This window comes from Novosphingobium sp. B 225 (assembly GCF_002198665.1).
In the GTDB taxonomy this organism is placed as follows: domain Bacteria; phylum Pseudomonadota; class Alphaproteobacteria; order Sphingomonadales; family Sphingomonadaceae; genus Novosphingobium.
In genome coordinates, this window is the sequence record NZ_MWLM01000057.1 from 1 (window position 1) to 21,780 (window position 21,780).

At 64.4% G+C, this 21,780-nt stretch carries 22 protein-coding genes; 11 read left to right on the top strand and 11 right to left on the bottom strand.

All coding sequences use genetic code 11. From position 1 onward, the window contains the following. Positions 1 to 1,367 (top strand): ATP-binding protein (locus MNBBLIKP_RS10290; protein ID WP_140420578.1); only part of this gene is annotated, 1,367 nt, incomplete at its 5' end. A gap of 8 nt (positions 1,368 to 1,375) precedes the next feature. Here the strand turns inward: MNBBLIKP_RS10290 and MNBBLIKP_RS10295 are convergent. From MNBBLIKP_RS10295 to MNBBLIKP_RS10305, 3 genes are all read right to left on the bottom strand, one after another. After that, positions 1,376 to 2,773, bottom strand: a complete 1,398-nt coding sequence (locus tag MNBBLIKP_RS10295; protein WP_088310155.1) for an MATE family efflux transporter — start codon at positions 2,771 to 2,773, stop codon at positions 1,376 to 1,378. Then, positions 2,770 to 3,501, bottom strand: coding sequence for a 7-carboxy-7-deazaguanine synthase QueE (locus MNBBLIKP_RS10300; protein WP_088310157.1), 732 nt, complete (start codon positions 3,499 to 3,501; stop codon positions 2,770 to 2,772). The genes MNBBLIKP_RS10295 and MNBBLIKP_RS10300 overlap by 4 nt, the downstream gene beginning before the upstream one ends. Before the next feature lie 190 nt (positions 3,502 to 3,691). Continuing rightward, on the bottom strand, positions 3,692 to 6,481 hold the full coding sequence (locus tag MNBBLIKP_RS10305; RefSeq protein WP_088310159.1) for a valine--tRNA ligase: 2,790 nt from the start codon (positions 6,479 to 6,481) through the stop codon (positions 3,692 to 3,694). A gap of 338 nt (positions 6,482 to 6,819) precedes the next feature. Between MNBBLIKP_RS10305 and MNBBLIKP_RS10310 the strand changes: the two genes are divergently transcribed. The 4 genes from MNBBLIKP_RS10310 to MNBBLIKP_RS10325 are packed head-to-tail and all read left to right on the top strand — an operon-like array spanning position 6,820 to position 10,375. Then, entirely contained in the window at positions 6,820 to 7,932 is a 1,113-nt protein-coding gene (locus MNBBLIKP_RS10310; RefSeq protein ID WP_088310161.1) for an ABC transporter permease, read from the top strand. Beyond that, positions 7,929 to 8,774: an ABC transporter ATP-binding protein gene (locus tag MNBBLIKP_RS10315; RefSeq protein WP_088310163.1), complete on the top strand. Its 846-nt coding sequence runs from the start codon at positions 7,929 to 7,931 to the stop codon at positions 8,772 to 8,774. The genes MNBBLIKP_RS10310 and MNBBLIKP_RS10315 overlap by 4 nt, the downstream gene beginning before the upstream one ends. A gap of 9 nt (positions 8,775 to 8,783) precedes the next feature. Beyond that, a complete protein-coding gene (locus MNBBLIKP_RS10320; protein ID WP_088310165.1) occupies positions 8,784 to 9,746 on the top strand; it encodes an MlaD family protein in 963 nt (320 codons plus the stop codon). Between the two features lie 23 nt (positions 9,747 to 9,769). Further along, positions 9,770 to 10,375, top strand: a complete 606-nt coding sequence (locus tag MNBBLIKP_RS10325) for an ABC-type transport auxiliary lipoprotein family protein (RefSeq protein WP_088310167.1) — start codon at positions 9,770 to 9,772, stop codon at positions 10,373 to 10,375. Here the strand turns inward: MNBBLIKP_RS10325 and MNBBLIKP_RS10330 are convergent. The 8 genes from MNBBLIKP_RS10330 to MNBBLIKP_RS10365 all read right to left on the bottom strand — a co-directional run bounded on the left by MNBBLIKP_RS10330 (position 10,372) and on the right by MNBBLIKP_RS10365 (position 16,543). Next, positions 10,372 to 11,067: an ATP12 family chaperone protein gene (locus MNBBLIKP_RS10330; RefSeq protein ID WP_088310169.1), complete on the bottom strand. Its 696-nt coding sequence runs from the start codon at positions 11,065 to 11,067 to the stop codon at positions 10,372 to 10,374. The two genes, MNBBLIKP_RS10325 and MNBBLIKP_RS10330, sit on opposite strands and share 4 nt — an antisense overlap. After that, the gene (locus tag MNBBLIKP_RS10335; RefSeq protein WP_088310171.1) at positions 11,064 to 11,282 is read right to left on the bottom strand and encodes a hypothetical protein; all 219 of its coding nucleotides are present in this window, start codon (positions 11,280 to 11,282) and stop codon (positions 11,064 to 11,066) included. The genes MNBBLIKP_RS10330 and MNBBLIKP_RS10335 overlap by 4 nt, the downstream gene beginning before the upstream one ends. Further along, on the bottom strand, positions 11,279 to 11,926 hold the full coding sequence (locus MNBBLIKP_RS10340; RefSeq protein WP_176399735.1) for an HAD-IA family hydrolase: 648 nt from the start codon (positions 11,924 to 11,926) through the stop codon (positions 11,279 to 11,281). The genes MNBBLIKP_RS10335 and MNBBLIKP_RS10340 overlap by 4 nt, the downstream gene beginning before the upstream one ends. A gap of 2 nt (positions 11,927 to 11,928) precedes the next feature. Further along, complete coding sequence (locus tag MNBBLIKP_RS10345) at positions 11,929 to 12,546, bottom strand: FMN-binding negative transcriptional regulator (RefSeq protein WP_088310175.1); 618 nt, start codon at positions 12,544 to 12,546, stop codon at positions 11,929 to 11,931. Continuing rightward, positions 12,546 to 13,778 carry an RluA family pseudouridine synthase gene (locus tag MNBBLIKP_RS10350; RefSeq protein ID WP_088310177.1) on the bottom strand — a complete coding sequence of 411 codons (1,233 nt, stop codon included), beginning with the start codon at positions 13,776 to 13,778 and terminating at the stop codon, positions 12,546 to 12,548. The genes MNBBLIKP_RS10345 and MNBBLIKP_RS10350 overlap by 1 nt, the downstream gene beginning before the upstream one ends. Beyond that, positions 13,775 to 14,188, bottom strand: coding sequence for a fluoride efflux transporter CrcB (gene crcB / locus MNBBLIKP_RS10355; RefSeq protein ID WP_088310179.1), 414 nt, complete (start codon positions 14,186 to 14,188; stop codon positions 13,775 to 13,777). The genes MNBBLIKP_RS10350 and crcB overlap by 4 nt, the downstream gene beginning before the upstream one ends. A 10-nt stretch (positions 14,189 to 14,198) precedes the next feature. Further along, entirely contained in the window at positions 14,199 to 15,731 is a 1,533-nt protein-coding gene (locus MNBBLIKP_RS10360; protein ID WP_088310181.1) for a sodium:solute symporter, read from the bottom strand. Between the two features lie 134 nt (positions 15,732 to 15,865). After that, positions 15,866 to 16,543 carry a hypothetical protein gene (locus tag MNBBLIKP_RS10365; RefSeq protein ID WP_140420579.1) on the bottom strand — a complete coding sequence of 226 codons (678 nt, stop codon included), beginning with the start codon at positions 16,541 to 16,543 and terminating at the stop codon, positions 15,866 to 15,868. A 304-nt stretch (positions 16,544 to 16,847) separates the two neighbouring features. Between MNBBLIKP_RS10365 and rpsU the strand changes: the two genes are divergently transcribed. The 6 genes from rpsU (at position 16,848) to MNBBLIKP_RS10395 (ending at position 21,745) form a co-directional block, all read left to right on the top strand. Further along, complete coding sequence (rpsU, locus tag MNBBLIKP_RS10370) at positions 16,848 to 17,054, top strand: 30S ribosomal protein S21 (RefSeq protein ID WP_088310185.1); 207 nt, start codon at positions 16,848 to 16,850, stop codon at positions 17,052 to 17,054. Positions 17,055 to 17,140: 86 nt separating this feature from the next. Then, positions 17,141 to 17,728: an FKBP-type peptidyl-prolyl cis-trans isomerase gene (locus MNBBLIKP_RS10375; RefSeq protein ID WP_088310187.1), complete on the top strand. Its 588-nt coding sequence runs from the start codon at positions 17,141 to 17,143 to the stop codon at positions 17,726 to 17,728. 83 nt (positions 17,729 to 17,811) lie between these two features. Then, positions 17,812 to 18,114, top strand: a complete 303-nt coding sequence (gene gatC / locus MNBBLIKP_RS10380; RefSeq protein WP_088310189.1) for an Asp-tRNA(Asn)/Glu-tRNA(Gln) amidotransferase subunit GatC — start codon at positions 17,812 to 17,814, stop codon at positions 18,112 to 18,114. Further along, positions 18,114 to 19,601 (top strand): Asp-tRNA(Asn)/Glu-tRNA(Gln) amidotransferase subunit GatA, encoded by a 1,488-nt coding sequence (gene gatA, locus MNBBLIKP_RS10385; protein WP_088310190.1) that lies wholly within the window; start codon positions 18,114 to 18,116, stop codon positions 19,599 to 19,601. Before gatC ends, gatA begins: the two co-directional genes overlap by 1 nt. Further along, positions 19,592 to 20,572, top strand: a complete 981-nt coding sequence (locus MNBBLIKP_RS10390; protein WP_088310191.1) for an acyltransferase family protein — start codon at positions 19,592 to 19,594, stop codon at positions 20,570 to 20,572. Before gatA ends, MNBBLIKP_RS10390 begins: the two co-directional genes overlap by 10 nt. Positions 20,573 to 20,596: 24 nt before the next feature. Continuing rightward, positions 20,597 to 21,745, top strand: a complete 1,149-nt coding sequence (locus MNBBLIKP_RS10395) for an acyltransferase family protein (protein WP_088310192.1) — start codon at positions 20,597 to 20,599, stop codon at positions 21,743 to 21,745. Positions 21,746 to 21,780 lie beyond the last annotated feature (35 nt).

Sequence of the window (21,780 nt, forward strand, 5' to 3'; positions counted from 1 at the left end):
TTCTGGGTGAAGGCGATGAAGAACGTCTGACCGGCCGCATCCACTCCTTCCGCCGCGGTGTGACGCGCTACCCGATCCCGGGTGCGCTGATCTATCCCGCCACCAGCAACGACTTACGCCAGATCTATGCCAGCGACGGGCGTAGTTCGATCCAGGTCGGCACGGTGTTCCCCACCCGCGATATCCGCGCCGGGCTGTACATCGATTCGATGCTGGGCAAGCATTTCGCGCTGCTGGGTTCGACCGGTACCGGTAAATCGACCAGCGCCGCGCTGATCCTGCACCGGATCTGCGAAGCCGCGCCCGAAGGTCACATCGTAATGATCGACCCGCACGGCGAATACAGCGCCGCGTTCAAGCAGACCGGCATGATCTTTGACGTGTCGAACCTGCAGATGCCGTACTGGCTGATGAATTTCGAGGAGCACTGCGAAGTGTTCCTGACCACCACCGGCAATGACCGGCAGGAGGATTCGGACATCCTCTCCAAGTGCTTGCTCCAGGCTCGCGCCAAGAACCGGCTGGCCGAAACCATGGGCAAGATCACGGTCGACAGCCCGATCCCTTATTTACTGTCGGACCTGACCAACCTGATCCAGACCGAAATGGGCAAGCTCGACAAGGCAACCAGCTCTGCACCCTATATGCGGATCAAGACCAAGATCGACGAATTGAAGGCCGATCCGCGGTTCCAGTTCATGTTTTCGGGCATGCTGGTTGGCGATACCATGGCCGAATTCATCACCAAGATCTTCCGCATGCCCAGCAAGGGCAAGCCGATCTCGATCATCGACGTGTCTGGGGTGCCTTCGGATATTACCAGCACTGTGGTCGCGGTGCTGAGCCGGATGGTATTCGATTTCGCGATCTGGTCACGCGATGAAAAGACCCGGCCGGTGCTGCTGGTCTGCGAAGAAGCGCACCGTTACGTGCCCAGCGAAAAGAACGCGGATGGCTCGTCGGTCGGCAAGATCCTCAGCCGGATCGCCAAGGAAGGGCGTAAGTACGGGGTCAGCCTGGGGCTGATCACGCAGCGCCCGTCGGATCTGGCGGAAGGCGTGCTGTCACAGTGCGGCACGATCATTTCGATGCGCCTCAACAACGACCGTGACCAGGCCTTCGTGAAGGCTGCCATGCCCGAAGGCGCGCGCGGCTTCCTCGATTCGATCCCCGCCTTGCGCAACCGCGAATGCATCATCTGCGGCGAAGGCGTGTCGATCCCGATCCGCGTGGCGTTCGACGATCTCGAAGAATTCAAACGCCCGGCCAGCGCCGACCCTTCGATCAGCCAGCTGTGGTCCAGCAGCGGCGGCGAAGAGGAAATGGTCCTGCGTACGGTTCAGCGCTGGCGCGCGCAGGGGCGGTAAGGGGTAAATCAGCCCCCCGCCGCCACCCGCTGCAACATCGGCCGCCGCCACGGCGCGTAGAAATATGCGGCCATGGTCAGCACCAGCGACAATACCGAGCTGACCAACAGCGAATACCACAGCGCGTCCGCACCCAGGCTGGGATAAAGCAGGTAGTAGCAGCCGTAGCGGACCAGATACATCGACACGAGCAAGACCGCGATTTGGGTCCAGACCACGCCATATGAGCGCAAGGTGCCGAACAGCACGATTGTCACCCCGAACGGCAGGTAGGTCCAGATCGCCAGGTTCTGCACATGCAGCGCCAGTGGTACGGACGGGCTGTAGGCCCCCAGGAACAGCTGCAGCAGCGGGCCATCGAACAGGAACATCACCAGGATCAGCGCCCCGGTCAGCATCAGATTGGCCACCGATCCAGCGCGGCTGATCGCGTCAACCCGGTCCTCACGCGCGGCGCCGATGTGCTGGGCGACCATTGCGCTCACCGCCGCGCCGATCGCCATGGCCGGCATCCCGATATAGTTCCACACCTGCAGCAGCGCGCCATAGGCCGCTGCCATCACCAGCCCCTCGCGGTTGACCAGTCCGATCATGATCACCCCCGCACCGGAAATGACCAGCATCTGCATTCCCATCGGGGTGCCTTTGCCCAGAATGAAGGCGAGTTCATCGCGCCGCGGCTTGAGCAAACGCAGCTCGCTCCCGCGCAGGCGCAGTGGCAAGTCCTTGGCGTAAATATAGGCCAGCATTGCCAAAAAGCCGATCACGTTGGCAATCACGGTGGCCCAGGCCGATCCCGCGATGCCGAGCGCAGGGAAGGGGCCCATGCCTTTGATCAATACCGGGTTGAGCGCGATGTCGATCAGGCTGGTCAGCACCATGAAGCGCAGCGGCGTATTCGCATCGCCCGCACCGCGCAGGCCCATGGCGATCATCATGGTCGCCGTGGCCAGCGGATTGGCGATGAACACCACCCGCAAGTACGCCAGTGCCTCGCCATAGGAATCGCCTGGTGTTGCCAGCCAGTCCAGCAATTGCGGGGCAAAGATCATCCCGAACAGCGTGGTGGCGAGCGATATCCCCGCCATCAGCCCCAGTGCCGTGCCCAAAGTGCGCCTTGCGGCCAGCACATCCTGCCGCCCCCATGCCTGCCCGATCCGCACCGTCGCAGCCATGCCAAAGCCGAACACCAAGGCGAACAGCAGAAACATGATGATATTGGCATTTGCGGTCGCTGCCAGCGCGGTATCGCCCAGCAATTGCCCGATCCACACCGCGTTGATCGACCCGTTGAGGTTTTGCAGAACATTGCCGATCATCTGCGGTACCGCGAACAGCACCAGCGTCTTCAGCAGCGGACCCTGGGTCAGGTCGCCGCTCAGTTTCTGGGGCTGGGGATCAGTCATGTGCCGCGGGTGTCGCCGTATAGATGGATGTGCAGCCGGTCGGTGAAACGCAGCCCATGGTCAAGCGCCAAGGGAGCCAGCCAGCCGGTCCGTTCACGGATTGCCGCGCTGGTGGTGCCTTCGGGCATCACCATGATCCGGGCTTTGGGCAGGGCATAGCGGGCTTGCAGGTCCAGCACTTCAGACAGGTCATCCGGCGTCGCGATCACGAACTTAAACCATGCTTGAGGTTTTCCGGCCCACCCCACCATCCGTTCGGGAATCTGTGATAATTCAATCGGATTCCCTGAATGCTTCAACTTGATACTGACGTTGTACTGGCTGATCAGCGGGTCGAGCGCGGGATGCGGGGCGACGGTGCCGTTGGTTTCGATCTCCACCGAAACGCCTTCCAAAAGGGCGAGCATTCGCGCCAATGCCGCTCCTTGCAGCAAGGGCTCGCCGCCGGTCACCACCAGCCGGTCCTGACCCAAAGCCATGATCCGCGCCGCGACGTCCTCTTCACTCAGCGCGATCTGGTTGGCCGTGCGCGTAAAGGCGCGGTCATCGCGGTGCGGGCGGTTATCGCCTTCAAACCGCCAGGTATAGGCAGTGTCGCACCAGGTGCAGGCAAGGTTGCAGCGGCTCAGCCGCACAAAGGCGCAGGGGCGGCCGATGCTGGGTCCTTCGCCTTGCAGTGAGCCGAAGATCTCCGGCTCGCCGGGCGTGGTGGTGGCGAGGATCAGCATGGCAAAAATCCTCCCCCTCTGGGGGAGGTGGCCGGAGCGAAGCGGAGGTCGGAGGGGGCATGGCCAGCGCTGGCCAAGCCCCCTCCGTCAGCCCTGCACCAAAGGTGCAGTTTATCCTGAGCGCGGCTGCTAAGCCGCAAGCCGAAGGAGGCTGCCACCTCCCCCAGAGGGGGAGGATTTCGCTTGTCCATCACCCCAACCGCGCCAGCGCTGCCGCCAGCCGTTCAGCCTCGGCTGCGTGCATGGCGTGATCGGCGCGGGCCTTTTCGACCGCTTCGGGTTTGGCCTTTTCGACGAAGGCAGCGTTGGAGAGGCGGCCTTCGAGGCTCTTGGCCTCCTTGGTGGACACTTCGAGCGCCTTGGCCAGTCGGGCCTTTTCGGCGGCAATGTCGATCACGCCTTCGAGGGGGAGGACATAGGTTACGCCATCGGCGACAACTTGCGCCACTGCGCCACTGACATCCGACGGATGCGAACGGATCAAGACGCGAGCCAGGCGTTCGATTGCAGCTTCGTTGCGCTTGATTGCTTCCCAGACTTCAGCTGGTGCGGCCCAAGGAAGCATTTCTAGTTTGGCACCCGGTGGTACGTTCAATATCGTCCGAGTTGCTCTAGTCTCGCTCACGAGTTTGATCAGCCAATCGACCTCAGCCTTCGCCGCAGCATCAACCGCAACCCCCGGCTCCGGCCATTTCGCCGTGATCAGCGGATAACCCGCCCGATCCCCCAGCGCGTTCCACAGTTCTTCAGTAACGAAGGGCATGAACGGGTGCAGCATCACCAGAATCTGGTCGAGCACCCACCCGGCAACCGCCTTGGTTTCGTCATCAAATGAACCCTTGATCAGTTCGATGTACCAATCGCAGAACTGGTCCCAGACGAAGTGATACACCGCATTCGCCGCCGCATCGAACCGCAGATCGGCCATCGCCTGATCCAGCGCGGCCAGCGTTTCGACCACTTCGCCGATGATCCATTTGTTGACCGCGCTGGCGGCGGCGGGCGCGGCCAGCGAGGTGCTCGCGCCGATGCCGTTGCTCTGGCAGAAACGCGCCGCGTTCCACAGCTTGGTGGCGAAGTTGCGATAGCCCTCAACCCGGCGCTCATCCATCTTCACGTCGCGGCCCTGGCTTTCCATGGCGCACATGAAGAACCGCAGCGCATCGGCGCCGTACTGGTCGATCAGAAGCAGCGGATCGACCACGTTGCCCTTGCTCTTGGACATTTTCTGGCCATCGGCGGCGCGCACCAGCCCATGCAGGTAAAGCCGCTTCCACGGCACATCGCCCATGAACTTCATCCCCTGCATCGCCATGCGCGCATCCCAGAAGAACAGGATGTCGAAGCCGGAAATCAGCAAGTCGTTGGGATAGTGGCGGGCGAGGAGGCTTGCCCCCTTGCCCCCAGCTCCGTTCGCATCGAGCGAAGTCGAGATGCCGCGCGCTGGTGTCTCGACTTCGCTCGACACGAACGGGGGTTGGGTCTGATCGGAATCGGGCCAGCCGAGCGTGGCGAAGGGCCACAGCGCGCTGGAGAACCAGGTGTCGAGCACGTCGGGATCGCGTTCCAGCGTGACGCCGGGTCCGGCCTTGACCTGCGCCTCGTCCTCGGTTTCGGCGACATAGCACTGCCCGTCAGAGCCATACCAAGCCGGAATCCGATGCCCCCACCACAACTGGCGGCTGACACACCACGGCTGGATGTTCTCCATCCAGTTGAAGAACGTCTTCTCCCACGTCTTCGGCACGATCTCGATCGCGCCGGAGCGCACCGCGTCCAGCGGCGCCTTGGCCAGTTCTGCCGCATTGACGTACCACTGGTCGGTCAGCCAAGGTTCGATCACCACCCCGCCGCGATCGCCGTAGGGGGTCTGGATCGTGCGGGGTTCGGCGTCCGCCTCGACCTCGTTGCCGTCCTTGTCCTTGGTGACATGCGGGATCAGCATCCCCGCCGCCTTCATGTCGGCCACCACCATGTCGCGCACCACGAAGCGGTCCAGCCCCAGGTACCTATCGGGCACCAGCCCGTCGGTGGTCTGGACCACCTTGGCTTCGGCATCGAACATGTTGAGCATGTCCGCCGGCTTGATCCCGGCGCGCTTGCCCACTTCGAAGTCGTTGAAATCGTGCCCCGGCGTGATCTTCACCGCGCCGCTGCCCAGTTCGGGATCGGCGTGTTCATCCGCCACGATCCGGAACCGGCGACCTGTCAGTGGCTGAAGGATATCCTTGCCGATCACGCTTTGATAGCGCGGATCGTCGGCAGAGACCGCCACGGCCATATCGGCCAGCATGGTTTCGGGGCGGGTGGTGGCCACCTCGATATAGTCCAGCCCGTCGGCGCGCTTCACGCCATCGGCCAGCGGATACTTGAAGTGCCAGAAATGGCCTTTGACCTCGCGGGTTTCCACCTCAAGGTCGGAAATCGCGGTCTTCAGCTTGGGGTCCCAGTTGACCAGTCGTTTGTCGCGGTAGATCAGCCCCTGATTGAACAGGTCTACGAAGACCTTGACCACGGCCTTGGTGAAATGCGGGTCCATGGTGAACTGTTCGCGCGACCAGTCCATCGAGCAGCCCAGGCGGCGCAGCTGGCGGGTGATCGTCCCACCGCTTTCGGCTTTCCATTCCCACACCTTGTCGATGAATTGTTCGCGCGTGTAATTGGTGCGCTTGTCCTGCTGCTGTTCAAGCTGGCGTTCGACCACCATCTGTGTGGCGATCCCGGCGTGATCGGTGCCGACCACCCACAGCGCATCCTTGCCGCGCAGCCGCTCGTACCGGATCACTACGTCCTGCAGCGTATTGTCGAGCGCGTGGCCGATGTGCAGGCTGCCGGTGACGTTGGGCGGCGGGTTGACGATAGTGAACGGCACCGCGTCTGGCCGTTCCGGGCGGAACAGTCCCTTGGTTTCCCAATGCTCGTACCACTTCGCCTCAATCGCGGCGGGGTCGAAAGTCTTGTCGAGTGCTTGTCCGGTCATAGGGTCCGGCCTTTGCCAGCGAGGGCGCGCGGGCGCAACGGTTTGGTTTGGGCTGGGCGGTTTGCGCATAGCTTAGTTGAGCGTGCAGTGAGCGCAGAATGGTTCACGCAGAGGCGCAGAGAAGAAAGTGGAGGCGCAGAGATGCTCCGCCCTGGGGCGCAGCCGCGCAGGACCGGATGGGGCGGGTTCTACGGCCAGGATCGGCAGGAGGAGCCTGCGGCGCAATCTGACCCTCCGCGCCTCCCGTTCTTCCTCCGCGTCTCTGCGTGAACTATTCCAATCTCGCCGCGCCCCCTCCCGCCTTGCCCCAGCCGCATTTTTCGCCCACACACCCGGCAATGCGCGAATGGGCCGAATTTCGGGAGGAACACGACGCCGATGGCGCGGTGACGGTTGTGCTGTCGGGGCCCTTGGTAGTGTCCGCGATTGGCGAGCTGGATCGCGATCTGCGGGCGCTGGCCGGGCCGGTGGCGCGGGTTGACCTGTCCGAAGTGAGCGAGATTGATACGGTCGGGGCCTGGATCGCCTGGCGCCTGGCGCGCGATCATTCGGCGGATATTTCCAGCACCAGCGACAAGGCCGAACGATTGATCGCGGCGGTGCACCGTTCGGGTGGCGACGCAGCCGTAACCCCGCCGGAATTGCCCGTGTTCGAGCGCGTTTTCGCCAGGGTGGGCGATTATGTCTTGGCTACCTTCGCTGGGATGCGCGGCTTCCTGGGCTTTATGGGGGCGATGCTGATTGCGATCGGGCACTTGCTGCGCAACCCCGGAGAGTTCCGGATCAAGGCATTGGTCCGGCAGCTGGAACTGGTGGGTGTCAATGCCCTGGGAATTATCGGGCTGATGAGCTTTCTGGTTGGCATCGTGATCGCCCAACAAGGCGCGGTGCAGTTGCAGCAGTTCGGGGCGGAGATCTATACGATCAATCTGACCGGGCGGCTGGCGTTCCGTGAACTGGGTGTGCTGATGACCGCGATCATGGTCGCGGGCCGATCGGGCAGCGCCTTTGCCGCGCAGCTCGGGACAATGAAGCTGACCGAGGAGGTTGACGCGATGCGCACGATCGGTGTCTCGCCGGTCGAAGCGCTGGTGATTCCCCGCGTGCTGGCAGCGACGTTCATGATGGTGCTGCTTGGTTTCTACGCCTCATTGGCAGCGATTCTGGGCGGGGCGTTCATTTCCACGATGACGCTGGAAATCCCGTTCATGACCTTCCTTACCCGCATCCAGGAAGTAGTGCCATTGCATGACATCTGGGTTGGGCTGATCAAGGCGCCGGTGTTCGGCGCAATTGTTGCCATGGCGGGCTGCTATCAAGGCATGCAGGTAAAGGGCAATTCCGAGGAAGTGGGTCTGCGCACCACCATTGCCGTAGTACAGGCGATTTTTGCAGTGATTGTGCTCGATGCCTTTTTCGCTGTGTTCTTCACCGAGGTGGGTTGGGGATGACCACACATATTCCCGGCCATGTTGAGCATTACACGGGCGATTACCCGATCGTGGTCGAAGGGGTGCGCAACCAGTTTGGCGATCATGTGATCCACGAGGATCTGTCACTGAAGGTCCGGCGCGGAGAAATCCTGGGCGTAGTCGGCGGATCAGGCACCGGCAAGTCGGTCCTGATGCGCTCGATTATCGGACTGCAAGTGCCTGATGCGGGCGAGATTACCGTCCTGGGCCAGTCAATCACCGATGCCAAGGACGATGACGATATCGACATCCGCAGCCGCTGGGGCGTGCTGTTTCAGGGTGGGGCGCTGTTTTCCACGCTGACCGTGGCGGAAAACGTCGAAGTGCCGCTGCTGGAATTCTATCCCGAGATTGCCGACCAGCTGCGCCACGAAATCGCACTTTACAAGGTGATGCTGTCCGGCCTGCCGAGCGAAGCGGCGGCGAAGTATCCGTCCGAACTGTCCGGCGGGATGCGCAAGCGCGCCGGTCTCGCCCGCGCCCTGGCGCTCGATCCCGAGCTGCTGTTTCTGGACGAGCCGACCGCCGGGCTCGATCCGATCGGCGCGGCCGCGTTTGACCGGCTTACGCGCGAACTGGCCGATACGCTGGGGCTGACCGTATTTCTGATCACTCACGATCTCGATACGCTGTATGAAATCTGCGACCGGGTGGCGGTGATTGCCGACAAGCGGGTGATCGCAGTCGGCTCGATTCCGGAATTGCTGGCGTTGGATCACCCGTGGATCCAGGAATATTTCAACGGTCCCCGCGGCCGGGCTGCGGAGGCTGCACAGCACCGTGCCAAGCAGGTGGACAAGCCGCAAGGCGGAAAGGCATAAGGCTTCCCGATGGAGACGAGGGCCAATCACGTCTGGGTAGGGGCAATCACGCTGGCATTGCTGGCGCTGGTGGCCGGCTTTACCATTTGGATCGCGCGGCTGGGGCAGGGCGACCGCCACGAATACGACATTTTCTTCAAACAGGCGGTCGATGGCCTGTCCAAGGGCTCGGCGGTCAATTTCTCTGGCGTGCCGGTGGGCCAGGTCAAGACGATCGAGCTGTGGAAGAAGGACCCCAGCTTTGTCCGGGTTAGAATCGCCGTGGAGCAGGGCGTGCCGATCCTGGTCGGCACCACCGCTACCATGCAGGGCAGCTTTACCGGGGTTTCGACCCTGCAGCTGGAAGGCGCGGTCAAGGGTGCGCCGCCGATCGAGTGTCCGGCGGAAAACCTTCGCGCGGCTTGCCCCGAAGGGGTGCCGGTGATCCCGACCAAGCGCGGCGGGCTGGGCGAGCTGCTCAACTCTGCGCCGGTACTGCTTGAACGGCTGGCGACGCTGACCGAGCGGATGACCATGGTCTTTTCCGACAAGAACCAGCAGGCGATCGAGAATATCCTGGGCAATACCGACCGGATGACCGGCCAGCTCGCCAATGCCTCGCCCGAACTGCAGCGGACCATGGTTGAACTGCAGCAGACCATGGCCGATGCGCGACTGGCGGTGCAGGCGTTCCAGCAAATCGCCGTCAATACCGACGCGACGCTGAACACCGAAGGCAAGCAGATGCTGGTGCAGTTCCGCCAATCGCTGAAATCGATCGAGAAAACTTCGGACGAGCTTAACGCCATGCTGGGGGATACCCGCCCTGCCGCGCGCCAGCTGAATGAAACGACGTTGCCGCAGGCCGAAGCTGCAATCCGCGATCTGCGCGCCGCGACCCGATCACTGCGCGATATTACCGAAAAGGTGCAGGATCAGGGCGCCGGATCGCTGCTTAGCGGCAACCAGAAACTGCCGGATTACAAACCGTGAAAGCGGGGAAGGAAGCATTGATCATGCGCCAATCAAGCGCCCTTCGCGGCAGTGTTTTGGCGCTGCTTGCGCTGTCGCTGTCGGGCTGTCTCGGGCTGGGCGGCGGCAAGCCGCCGGCTCAGTTGTTCAGTCTGACCCCGGCCAGCAGCGCGCCCGCCGGAACGGTCAGCAGCGGTAAGCCCGGCACCGATGCGCTGATGGTGATGGAACCCGAAACCGACCGCCGTCTGGCGGTGCAGCGCGTGCCGGTGCAGGTGTCCAGCAGCTCGGTCGCCTATCTGCAGAACGCGCTGTGGGTTGAACGCCCGGCCCGGCTGATGCGCGGGCTGATTGCTGAAACGCTGCGCGCACGCACCACACGCCTGGTGCTGGAAGACGATCAGGCCGTGCCGCTGGTGGCCGAGCGTCTGTCCGGGCGCCTGCTCGACATGGGCTATGATGCGCGCGGCCAGTCGGTCGTGGTCCGGTTTGACGCCCTCCGCAGCGATGCCAAGGGCGTGCTTGCCAGCAAGCGCTTTGAAAGCGTGGTGCCCGGTGTTTCGGCTACCCCCGAAGCGATCGGCCCGGCGCTGAACAAGGCGGCGAATGATGTGGCCAGGCAGGTCGCGGATTGGGTGAAGGCGCCCTAACCCCGCGCTGCCCGCGCAAATTCCGCAGCTTTGCAGAACGCCGCGAGCCGGCGCGCGCGGCGCTCTTCGGCTTCGTGATCCTTGCCCCACAGCTCCGCCTGCCAATCGCCTTCAAGCTCCGCCGCGTCCCACAATGCGGCAAGGTCTGCATCAGGCGCAAGCGCGGCGAGGCCAATCACCAGCGAGGCGGCCAGGCTGGTCAGGGTGTTGAGCGCGGCGAGAACGAAGGCGCTTTCGGCTTGCAGCACCAATTCCAGCCGCCGCAAGGTCGCGTCAGGCTGGGGGCGATGGATGATCCCGGCAACACGTTCGAAATGGACGTCCCAGCGCGCTTCGGCGGCCCGCAGCAGTGGTTCCCACAACTCGGCCTGCCGCGCCGCCAATGGCTCGTCCGGTTCTGCGCGGTAGCACAGCGTGTCGGTTTCGGCATAGCGCAGCAGCGTGGCGATAACTTCCGCCGGATCGCCTGCGACCACATCGATCGCATAGTCGGCCAGATCGCGCAGCATGAACAGACCGGGGTCCAGTTCTTTCCCCTGCGCGGCCCATTCCGCCGCCATGGATGTGGCCAGCGCGATGCTGGGCACTACTTGCGGATTGCCCCCGGCAGTCTTGATGCCGCGCCCATCAAGCGTGACCCGCCAGCCCGCGCCTTCAGCGGCGGTGGCAACTTCCTTATAGAAGCGCTTCATTGATCAGGGCTTTTCCAGCGTTTGGCCAGCATCATCGGCAGCAAGAAAAACTCCGCCGCCCCGGCCGCGACCAGAACCATACCGATCCATTCGGGCCAGCCGAGCTTGCCCGATGCAATGGTCAGCCCGAACAGCACCAGGGCCACACTGCCCAGCCGGATCAGGTTCAGGAACAGAAAACGGGTACGGGCCAGATCATCGTTCGGTGTGGTCATCCCAAAAGCTCCAGCAGGTTGGCGGGGCTGGTGGCGACGGCGGCGGCCCCGGCTTCGTGCAGTTCCTGCACCGTATGATAGCCCCAATCGACCCCGATCGCGCGCACACCGGCGTTCAGCGCCATGCCCATGTCATACTGGGTGTCGCCAATCATGACGGCTTGTTCAGGCGTAGCCATGGCCTCGGCCAATGCAGCTTCCAGCATGGCCGGGTGCGGCTTTGAGGGATGTCGGTCTGCGGTTTGCAGCGTGACGAAATGCCCGGTCAGCCCATGCGTGGCAAGGCAATGCGCAAGCCCCCGATCAGCCTTGCCGGTGGCGATGCCCAGGATCCAGCCTGAGGCCAGCAGCGCATCGAGCATTTCGCGGATGCCGTCATACAGCGGTTCGACAAGTTGCCCGGCCTCGCGCGCGGCGCGAAAGATGTCGCGATACTGGCGGTCGATTTCGGTGCGCACAGCCTCGGCTTCACCGGGCGCCAGCAGGCGGATCGCCTGCGGCAGACTGAGCCCGACGATCCGGCGAACCTGATGCCGATCAGGTGCGGGCAGGCCGGTCTGGACGAAAGCCTGCTCCATCGCAAAGCACACGCCTGCCTGGCCATCGACCAGGGTTCCATCACAATCGAATACGGCGAGCCGCACGCTCACGAAGCAAGGTTCCGCATCATTGCGGCGATGGCCGGGCTGCCTTCTGCCTCCAGCGCATTGGCCAATTGCGTCCGCACGGCCGCGTCTTTGTTCTGACTGAGCTTCAATGTCTCGCGCCAGACTTGCACTTCCAGTTCGAACCCGACGATCCCGGCCAACATGGCGCGCAGCTTGTCTTCGGGCAGCTTGTCGAGCGTCCAGGGCTGGCCTTCGGCGATCCGTTCTTCGTGGCGGGTGGAGAGGTCCTCCAGCATCGCGGTCAGCGCCTCGCTGCCCACGCGGCGAACCCGGCCTTCCAGTTCCAGCGTGACATAGTTCCAGGTCGGCACCTGCTGCGGATCGTCATACCAGCGCGGGCTGACATAGCCATCGGGGCCATTGATCACTGCCAGGACAGTCATGCCGTCAAGATGCTTGGCCAGCGCATTGCCGCGCGACAGATGGAACTGGACTGCGCCATCGCCGGTAGAGATCAGCGGGACATGCGCCACGCGCGGGCCATCCGGGGTCTGCGCGAAGACCATGCCAAAGCCAACTTCGTCCAGCATGGTTTCCAGCAGGGCGCGGCGCACATCGGGGTCACCAGCAAAACGGAATGACTGGTTGGGATGCATCAGCGCTTGGCCTTTGGCTTGGCGGGTTTGGTAATCTTACCCAGGCGGGCCGGAGCGGCAGGCTTGGCGGCCTTGACTGGCGAGCCCTTGCCCTTGGTCGGCCCGCGCTTTTTGGGCGGTGGCCCATCCTTGCTCTTGGGCGCGGCCTTCGATCCGGCAGAGCTGCCGCGGCTGCGGCGTTCACCGCGGTGTTCCTTGCGCAATTGTTTGGCATGGGCCTTGCCCGCCGCCTTCTGTGCGGTGCGCTCGCTCACCTTGGGTGGATCGGGCAGTTCTGCGCCCAGTTCCGGATCGAAGCCCAGCTGGTCCATGCTTGCCGCGAAGTGATCGGGCAGATCGGCAGTCACGTCGATCAGATCGCCATCGGGATGGTCGATGATCAGGCGGCGCGCGTGGAGGTGCATCTTGCGGCTGATGCTGCCCGAAAGGAACGCATCAGGCCCGCCGTATTTGCCATCGCCGACAATCGGATGACCGATCGCCGCCATGTGGACGCGTAGCTGATGGGTGCGCCCGGTCAGCGGTTGCAGCTCCACCCAGGCGCAGCGGTTGCCAGCCCGATCGAGCACGCGGTAGCGGGTGCGGGCGGTCTGGCCTTGCTCGCTTTCGTCCACCATCATCTTTTCGCCGCCGGTGCCGGGCTGTTTGCCCAGTGGAAGATCTATCAGGCCGTCCTCGATCGAGGGAACCCCGGTGATCAGCGCCCAATAGATCTTGCGCGCGGTGCGGCCCGAAAAGCGCTTGGAAAAGTATGCCGCGCTGCCGGGAGTGCGCGCGATCAGGAGGACGCCGGAAGTGTCCTTGTCGAGCCGGTGGACCAGGCGGGGCCGGGGGCCTTCCGGGGCATAGGCATCAAGCAGTCCGTCGACATGCTGGAAGGTGCCGCTGCCGCCCTGTGTGGCCAGACCCGGCGGCTTGTTGAGCACGATCGCCGCGCGATCCTGCGTGATCACCATGGCATCGGCCATGGCAAGCTGTTCTTCGGTCAGCGGCTTGCGCACGCGGGCCTTGCGCTCCGGGCTGTCACCGCCGGGGGGGACGCGCAGGACCTGGCCCTTGGCCAGCCGATCGGCCACGTCGGCGCGCTTGCCATCGACGCGGATCTGCCCGGTACGCGCCCAGCGGCTGACCGTGGCAAAGCCGACTTGCGGCAAATGGCGCTTGAACCAGCGGTCCAGCCGCACCCCGTCATCATCGCCCTGAACGGTGAACTGGCGAACGTCATTGCTCATGCCGTCACCATCCGCATCAGGTTCAGGCCAAGGAACAGCCCGACCACGCCGCCCGCCACCGATACCAGCGCATAGAGCAGGGCCGTGCCCGTCGCACCGCGATTGATCATGGTCACCAGTTCCAGACTGAAAGCGCTGAAAGTGGTGAAGCCGCCCAGCACACCTACGCCCAGCAGCAGTCGCCACTGTTCGCCGCCATGCCCATAGCGGGCCAGCCAGCCGGCCAGCAGGCCCATCACCATCGAGCCGATCAGGTTGACGGCCAGTGTGGCCCAGGGGAACGCGCTTGCCGCCACGGGGCCCAGCGTCTGGATGGTCAGACGGCTTGCCAGATAGCGCAGCCACGCACCGATCCCGCCGCCAAGCGCGACGAAGAGCGAGCTGGCCATGAATGTGGGGGGATTGCTCATCGCCAGCCCCTTAGCCACTTGTCGCGCCTTGCGCCACTCCCTTGCCCGCAGGCACCGCGCAGACGCATGCCGCCACAAGGGTGCCCAGCACCAATTGCCACGGGAATGCCACCCCTTTGAGCGCGGCGGGCAGGCCGGCCAAGTCGATCACATAGGGCTGGAACGCCAGCACGGTCAGGAACCCCATGGCAAAAGCGGCGATTGCGCTGGTGCTCGATCCGCGTGTGGTGAACAGCGCCACGCCGTAAACCCCGATCAGCCCGGAATAGGCAAAGGCCATCACCCCCAGCACGAATTCCAGCAGCGACGCATCGGAATAGTGCTGCCAGTAGAAGCTGAGGATCGCCATGCCGAACAGCGCCAGCCCCAGCACCACCGAGGCGAGCCGCCCGGCGCGGACGTAATGGCGTTCGCTGTGCCCGCCATGCCGCTCGCTCCACGGGCGGTAAAGGTCGTTGACCAGCACCGAGGCCATGCTGATCAACCCCGAATTAATCGCCGCCGCCGCGATCACGCCCACGGTCACCAGCCCGCGCAGCCCGGGGGGGAGTTCGGTCAGGATGAAGTGCATGAACACGGTCACTTTCTCACCCTGAAAGGTCCCGCTCGCGCCGCTTTGGCCATAGTGCAGGTAGAGCAGCGCGCCGATCAGCAGAAACAGCGCGATCACAGGCAGGCTGACCCAGTTGGCGAGGTACAGCGCCTGATTGCCTTGTTTGGCATCGCGGCAGGCGATCAAGCGCTGGGTGATGTCCTGATCGAGCCCGGAGGAGCCGACGTTGAGCAGGGTCACCCCGGTCAGCACCGCGAAAATCCCGAACGGGGCGGACAGATCCAGCGACCAGTCGATCACGGTCAGCTTGTTGCCTGATGGCGCATCGCGCAGCGCGTCGATCGCTTGCCCGAAGTCCATCGGGATCAGCTGCCAGAGGTAGAACGCCACCACCAAGGCCGCGCCGACATAGAGCACCACTTGCACCAGATCGCTCCAGATGATCGATTCGAGCCCGCCCATGAAGGTGAACACCAGCCCGAACAGCAACAGCACGAAGGCCGCCATCGCGATGTGCGTGGCCGAAACGTCAAGGAACAGGATCATCGAAACGGCAATCGCCGCCAGATAGAGCCGCGCGCCGCTCGCCAGAATTCGCCCGACCAGGTACATGCATGCCGCCGCGCGGCGGGCGCGGGCGTCATAACGCGCCTCCAGCAATTCATAGACCGTGGTGACCCCCAGTGCATAGAACCGCGGGATCAGCACATGGGCCACAATCCACGCCGCCAGCAGCGCGCCGATCACGCCCGACAGATAGGTGAAGTTGCCGCGATAGCTCGAATCCGGTGCGCCCAGGAACGTCGCTGCCGATTGCACGGTCGACAGTACCGAGACCGCGACCAGCCAGGTCGGAACGTGGTGCCCGGCCAGGAAATAGTCATCCCGGCTCGCCAGCCCGCGCCGGGTCGATAGCCAGCCTGCGGTGGCCAGCAGCAACACGTAAAGGCCCAACACGGCCCAGTCGGCCAGAGTGAAACTGGTTTGCATGCCCGGCGCGTCCCCCTTTGTTGCAGGAGAGACCACAGTTCGCTGGCAGAGGCAATTGTGATGGCGGGTAAGGCGGCGGCACCGGTGGTACGGGGCAGGGGGACGGCCCGATGCCGCCGCCAGCTCAACATAAGTCAGCCGCTGGCAGGCGCACTTTCAGGGCGCAGGGCCAGCAGGGCTTCGATCTGCAATCGCAAGCGTTCATTTTCCGCCCGCAACCGCGCCAGTTCCTGATCAGCGGCCGGGCGGTGTCCGGGCCTGGGTGCCAATAGCGCCGCCAGCTTGCGGCTGCGACCCAGCAGCCACGCCCCGATCTGCGCGGCGAGCCCGGCGGGCCGCCACGGTGCCAGCGTCCGGCGGCGCGGCAACGGGCGCAGCGGCACTTGCGCCGGAGCGATCGATGGAGTCAGCGGCAGGCGCGGGAGCGGGGCGAGCGGTGCGGATGGCGGCGCGGCATCCAGCGCGACCAGCGGTTCCGGCCGGTTGGGCAGCGCGATCACTGGCACTGCGGCTGATTTTGCGGCGGCCTTTTTCCGCTTGGCCAGTTTGGGGGGGCGCTTTGCCTTGGGCTTGCGCTTGGGCTTGGCCGTAGCGGTTACCGGTTCGGCCAGGCTGATGGCACGGGCCATGGCTCCGCGATGTGGCGGGATCAACACATCGGCGGGAAAACCGCGCAGCGCCGGGGCGGGCGGTTCAACCGGGCGCAGCAGAAAGCTGGGCACCTGACCACCCATCGCCGCATGCGCCATGGCGGGCGGCTTGGCAGGTCGTTTCGGTAGAGTGGCAGCACGGCGGTTGCGGGCGTTATGCATCGACAGATCCCCCCAAGGGATTGCGGCTTGACCCGTATTACTTCATCGATGGAAGTCGACGAAGCGCAGATGCATCCGTTCCGGTGCGGCAAAGCTGCAACAATGGTTGCGGCAATGGGGCATAAGTGCAGGCCCCTTGGGGCATTCCCGGCTTGCCATGCCTGCGACTCTCTGCTAGCCGCCCGCCGGTTCGAGCCAATCCTTGCGGATTCGGCCCGTCTTTCTGTTGCTGTATCAAAAGGTGCTCCCCCGCACTACTGGCTACGCGGGGTTCTGGCCATTTGTATGTGAGGTGTGTCGATTTATGCAAATTCTCGTCCGCGACAACAATGTCGAACAGGCTCTTCGCGCGCTCAAGAAGAAGCTGCAGCGTGAAGGCGTGTACCGCGAGATGAAGCTGCGTCGTCACTACGAAAAGCCCAGCGAAAAGCGCGCCCGTGAAAAGGCCGCTGCCGTGCGCCGCGCTCGCAAGATGGAGCGCAAGCGGATGGAACGCGACGGCGTGAAGTAAGCTTGAACGCGACAGCGTGTTAAGCCATGAGGGCGCGGACGAATCCGCGCCCTTTTCGTATCCGGCGCCCCCGAAGGAAGGCCAGCATGACCGAGATCACCCGCGTTCCCCTGCAGCCCATTGCCAAGGGCGCCCTGACCAAGCTGTGGCTTGGTGTCGCCGCAGCCCTGCTCGCCGCCGGCAGCCTGGCCTGGGCCACGCGCCCTGCCAATGTTGAAATTGAAACGGTCAAGGCCGGGACCGGCGCTTCGCCGACCGTCGCGGACGTAGTGCTGATCAAGTACAAGGGCACGCTGCAGAACGGCAAGGTGTTCGATCAGCAGGAACAGGCCGCTTTCCCGGTCGAAGGCGTGATCCCCGGCTTTACCCAGGCGCTGGAAAAAATGCAGCGCGGCGGCAAGTACAAGGTCTTCATCCCTGCGGCGCTGGGTTATGGTGACAAGGCAGCGGGCGAAATTCCCGCCAATTCGGACCTGACCTTTGAAATCGAACTGATCGATTTCAAGAGCCGCGCCGAAGTGGAAGCCCAGCAGCGCATGATGCAGCAAATGCAGCAGATGCAGCAGCAGCAGGGCGCCAAGGGTGGCCGTGGGGGCGCCGCCGGTGCCGCTGGCATCCCCGGCAACGAACCCCCGCTGCCCGAAGGCGTCCTGCCCGAAGGCCCGCCGCGCTAAGCCTCTGGTCCTGCGCCAGATGTTGAAGCCCGCGCTGGCCGGTGCTAGCGCGCGGCTGAACCCGTAACGCAAGAAGGAACGCCATGTCGGTCGATACCGCAACCGTGGCCAAGATCGCCTCCCTCGCCCGGATCAAGGTGAGCGAGGCCGAGCTTGAGGCAATGGTCCCCGAACTCAACGGCATTCTCGCCTGGGTCGAACAACTCGGCGAAGTCGATGTGACCGGGATCGAGCCGATGACTGCGGTTATCGAAAACGAGCTGCGGCTGCGCGCTGACGTGATCGATGCCGATCCGCTGACCGGCGGCGGACGCCGCGATGCAGTGCTGGCCAATGCTCCGGCCGCCGAACACGGCTTTTTCGGCGTGCCCAAGGTGATCGAATAATGACCAATCTGACCGACCTTGGAATTGCCGCGATCCGCGATGGCGTGGTCAAGGGTGATTTCACCGCCGTGGAAGTGGCCGAAGGCTTCAACGCCAATGTCGCCGCTGCTCAGGATGCGCTCAACGCGTTCATCGTCACCACGCCCGAAGCTGCGCTTGATGCGGCCAAGGCCACCGATGCCCGCCGCGCGGCGGGGCAACCGCTGGGCAAGATGGGCGGCGTGCCGATCGGCATGAAAGACCTGTTCGCCACCAAGGGCGTGCAGACCACCGCCGCCAGCCACATCCTGGAAGGGTTCAAGCCCGAATACGAAAGCACCGTCAGCCAGAAACTCTGGGATGCCGGGGCGGGGATGCTGGGCAAGCTCAACCTTGATCAGTTCGCAATGGGCTCGTCGAACGAGACGAGCTATTTCGGCAATGTGATTTCGCCCTGGCGGCGCAATGACGGCGGCAACGCTGCGCTTGCGCCCGGCGGCAGCTCTGGCGGCAGCTCCTCCGCCGTATCCGCGCGGCTCTGCCCGGCGGCGACCGGGACCGACACCGGCGGATCGATCCGCCAGCCTGCCGCCTTCACCGGCATTTCGGGGATCAAGCCCACCTATGGCCGGTGCAGCCGCTGGGGCATCGTCGCTTTCGCCAGCTCGCTCGATCAGGCCGGGCCGATGGCGCGCGATGTGCGTGACTGTGCGATCATGCTGGAAGCCATGGCCGGGTTCGACCCCAAGGACGCGACCAGTCTGGACCTGCCGGTGCCCGAATGGGAAGCTGGCCTCAGCGGTGATCTGCGCGGCAAGAAGGTTGGCATTCCGCGCGAATACCGCGTCGATGGGCTGGATGCAGATGTTGCCGCCAGCTGGGACCGCGGCATCGAATGGCTGAAGGACGCCGGGGCCGAAGTGGTCGAAGTGTCCCTGCCGCATACCAAGTATGCGCTGCCCTGCTATTACATCATCGCCCCCGCCGAAGCCTCCAGCAACCTCGCCCGGTATGACGGGGTGCGGTACGGCCTGCGCGATCTGCCCGATGGGGCCGGCTTGCAAGACATGTACGCCGCGACCCGCGCCGCCGGGTTCGGGGCAGAGGTCAAGCGCCGGATCATGATCGGCACTTATGTGCTCAGCGCCGGTTTCTATGACGCCTATTACACCCAGGCGCAGAAGGTCCGCACGCTGATCAGCCACGATTTCAAGAACGCTTTCGGGCAGTGTGACGTGATCCTGGCCCCGACCGCGCCAACCGCTGCCTTCGGGCTGGGCGACATGGTCAGCGATCCGCTGGCGATGTACCTCAACGATGTGTTCGCCGTGCCGGCTTCGCTCGCGGGTCTGCCGGCCATGTCGGTGCCCGCCGGGCTTAACCGCGATGGGCTGCCGCTGGGGTTGCAGATCGTCGGCAAGCCGTTTGACGAACAGGGCGTGCTCAACGCCGGGCTGGCGATTGAAAGCCGCGCCGGGTTCAGCGCGCGGCCGGAGAAGTGGTGGTAGGCGCCGCACAGCCGGAATCCACGCGCGGTCAATCGGGATACTTCGGCGATCTCGATGGAATGCGCGGGATCCTGGCCTTGTCGGTCGTGCTGCTGCATCTTGGGTTCAACAGTTTTGCGGAACGCAAACTGGGCTGGCTGGGGCTGCACTTTGACCTTGCGGTTGATGTGTTCTTCCTGCTCAGCGGGTTCGTATTGACGATGAGCGCGCGGCGCGAAACCAGCCTGCCGCGCTTTGCCTTTCGGCGGTTTTTGCGTCTGGCCCCGGTGTTTTACGTGACCACTTTGATTGCCTTGCTGGCGTCGAACCAGCCGTGGCATCCGCTTGAACTGTTGCTGGCGATGCCGTTGGCGGGGCTGGCTCCGGCCAACTTCCCGGCCTGGAGCATCTGCTGGGAACTGTACCTTCCGATCCTGGCTTTCGCCATGGGCCGCACCGGTTTGCGGGTGCCGGACTGGCTGGTCCTGCCGCTGCTGGCGATCTGCCTGGTGGTGCTGGGACTGCTCGACGTAGGAGTGGTCAAAGGGCAAGACCTGGGCGGCCTGCGCGCGGTGTTCGGCCTGCTGGGCGGGCACCTGATCTTTCGGTCTGGCCTGACAGTGCGGATGCGGCCCGAACTGCCCTTTGCCGGGATCCTGCTGGTGATGGCGCTGGCCAGCTATTGGCCCGGCGCAGCGCTGGCTCTGCCGGTCTGCGCGGCCTTGGCGATCATGGCCGGGCTTGGCGGAAATTCGGTGTTTTCAAGCTGGCCGATGAAATTCCTCGGCGATATTTCCTATACGGTCTATCTGGTGCATGTCCCGCTGCTGCTGGTCTTTGCCCGCTTCCTGGGGCCGGAAATCGATGGCAACGCCGTGGCCAAGATCATGGTCCTGTTGTGCAGCATTGCAGGCGCCTGGGCTCTGACCAAGGGGCTGGAACAGCCGGTGACGCGGTGGAGCAAGCGGTTCAAGGATCCCCGTCCCGCCTGAACTGGAAAGGTTGCGGCACGCATCATGACCATGCCCGCCCAGCAACAGGTGCCGCACCGCTTTCAGGCGCTCGATTCGCTGCGCGGGATCGCGGCACTGATTGTCGCGATCGAGCATCTCGGCGCGCAGGGGCCCGTGCTGGGGCACCGGTTCTTCTTTCTGGGCAGCCTGTGGGTCGATTTCTTCTTCGTCCTGTCGGGCTTCGTGATCGCCTCGGCCTATGGTGAGCGGCTGGTGGCGGGCTTTCCGGCGCGGCGGTTCGTGTGGCTGCGGCTGGGGCGGATCTGGCCGGTGCATGCGCTGGTTCTGGCGGCCTATCTGGGGATCGAGCTGGCCGTCTGGCTCAGCGGCAGCGCGGCGCTGACCGGGCGCGAGGCGTTTGGGCTGGAACGGGGACCCGGGGACTTTGCCGTGCAGGTGCTGCTGCTGCAGGCGCTGGTCCCAGGGGCGATCATGGTCTGGTCGATCGCCAGCTGGTCGATCGCGGTGGAACTGGTGCTCTATCTGCTGGCCGCCTGGTGCTGGCGCCCGCTCGGGCGGGGCTGGTGGCTGGCCAGCCTGGGCGCGGGGCTGGCGGCGGGGCTGGCCTTGCAGTTTCCCGAGCAGCTGGGCGGCTATCACAAGCTGGTGCGCGGGCTGTGTGGGTTCGGGCTGGGCACGGGCTGCTGGATCGCGTGGCAGCGCTGGCACGGGCTGTCGCGGCGCGGTGCGGGTGTGGTCTGGTCGCTGGCCGAGCTGGGCATTGCTGCCTTGGTTGGCTGGACGATCCTGCGCTTTGGCTATTCCGGGTCGTTTCTGGCCTATGACCTGCTGTTTGCCGCCATGGTGCTGATTTTCGCCTGCCAGCGCGGGGCGCTCTCGGTCTTGCTGCTGACCCGGCCCTGGATGGCGCTGGGGACCTGGTCCTATTCGCTCTATCTGGTCCACGCCCTGGCCGAGAGCGCGACGATGACCGTGCTGGCGCGGCTGGGGGCCGGGCTGGGCTGGGGCTGGGCCTTTACCCGCGGTTCCGCCCCCAACCGACCGGCGGTGGCGGCAGAGCTGGGGTTCTATGCCGATCTCGCTGGCCTGGCCGCGCTGCTGGCCTCGGTCGCGGCGGCCTGGGCGATCTACCGGCTGGTCGAGCAGCCGATGCGTGATCGGTCGCGGGCCTTTGCGCCGCGGATCGGGTGAACGGCACATTTCCCCCTTTTCATGGCAACGAGGCG

Coding starts and splice junctions, on each gene's coding strand:
- MNBBLIKP_RS10295 (WP_088310155.1), bottom strand. CDS start 2,773: ATGACTGATCCCCAGCCCCAGAAACTGAGCGGCGACCTGACCCAGGGT.
- MNBBLIKP_RS10300 (WP_088310157.1), bottom strand. CDS start 3,501: ATGCTGATCCTCGCCACCACCACGCCCGGCGAGCCGGAGATCTTCGGC.
- MNBBLIKP_RS10305 (WP_088310159.1), bottom strand. CDS start 6,481: ATGACCGGACAAGCACTCGACAAGACTTTCGACCCCGCCGCGATTGAG.
- MNBBLIKP_RS10310 (WP_088310161.1), top strand. CDS start 6,820: ATGCGCGAATGGGCCGAATTTCGGGAGGAACACGACGCCGATGGCGCG.
- MNBBLIKP_RS10315 (WP_088310163.1), top strand. CDS start 7,929: ATGACCACACATATTCCCGGCCATGTTGAGCATTACACGGGCGATTAC.
- MNBBLIKP_RS10320 (WP_088310165.1), top strand. CDS start 8,784: ATGGAGACGAGGGCCAATCACGTCTGGGTAGGGGCAATCACGCTGGCA.
- MNBBLIKP_RS10325 (WP_088310167.1), top strand. CDS start 9,770: ATGCGCCAATCAAGCGCCCTTCGCGGCAGTGTTTTGGCGCTGCTTGCG.
- MNBBLIKP_RS10330 (WP_088310169.1), bottom strand. CDS start 11,067: ATGAAGCGCTTCTATAAGGAAGTTGCCACCGCCGCTGAAGGCGCGGGC.
- MNBBLIKP_RS10335 (WP_088310171.1), bottom strand. CDS start 11,282: ATGACCACACCGAACGATGATCTGGCCCGTACCCGTTTTCTGTTCCTG.
- MNBBLIKP_RS10345 (WP_088310175.1), bottom strand. CDS start 12,546: ATGCATCCCAACCAGTCATTCCGTTTTGCTGGTGACCCCGATGTGCGC.
- MNBBLIKP_RS10350 (WP_088310177.1), bottom strand. CDS start 13,778: ATGAGCAATGACGTTCGCCAGTTCACCGTTCAGGGCGATGATGACGGG.
- crcB (WP_088310179.1), bottom strand. CDS start 14,188: ATGAGCAATCCCCCCACATTCATGGCCAGCTCGCTCTTCGTCGCGCTT.
- MNBBLIKP_RS10360 (WP_088310181.1), bottom strand. CDS start 15,731: ATGCAAACCAGTTTCACTCTGGCCGACTGGGCCGTGTTGGGCCTTTAC.
- MNBBLIKP_RS10365 (WP_140420579.1), bottom strand. CDS start 16,543: ATGCATAACGCCCGCAACCGCCGTGCTGCCACTCTACCGAAACGACCT.
- rpsU (WP_088310185.1), top strand. CDS start 16,848: ATGCAAATTCTCGTCCGCGACAACAATGTCGAACAGGCTCTTCGCGCG.
- MNBBLIKP_RS10375 (WP_088310187.1), top strand. CDS start 17,141: ATGACCGAGATCACCCGCGTTCCCCTGCAGCCCATTGCCAAGGGCGCC.
- gatC (WP_088310189.1), top strand. CDS start 17,812: ATGTCGGTCGATACCGCAACCGTGGCCAAGATCGCCTCCCTCGCCCGG.
- gatA (WP_088310190.1), top strand. CDS start 18,114: ATGACCAATCTGACCGACCTTGGAATTGCCGCGATCCGCGATGGCGTG.
- MNBBLIKP_RS10395 (WP_088310192.1), top strand. CDS start 20,597: ATGACCATGCCCGCCCAGCAACAGGTGCCGCACCGCTTTCAGGCGCTC.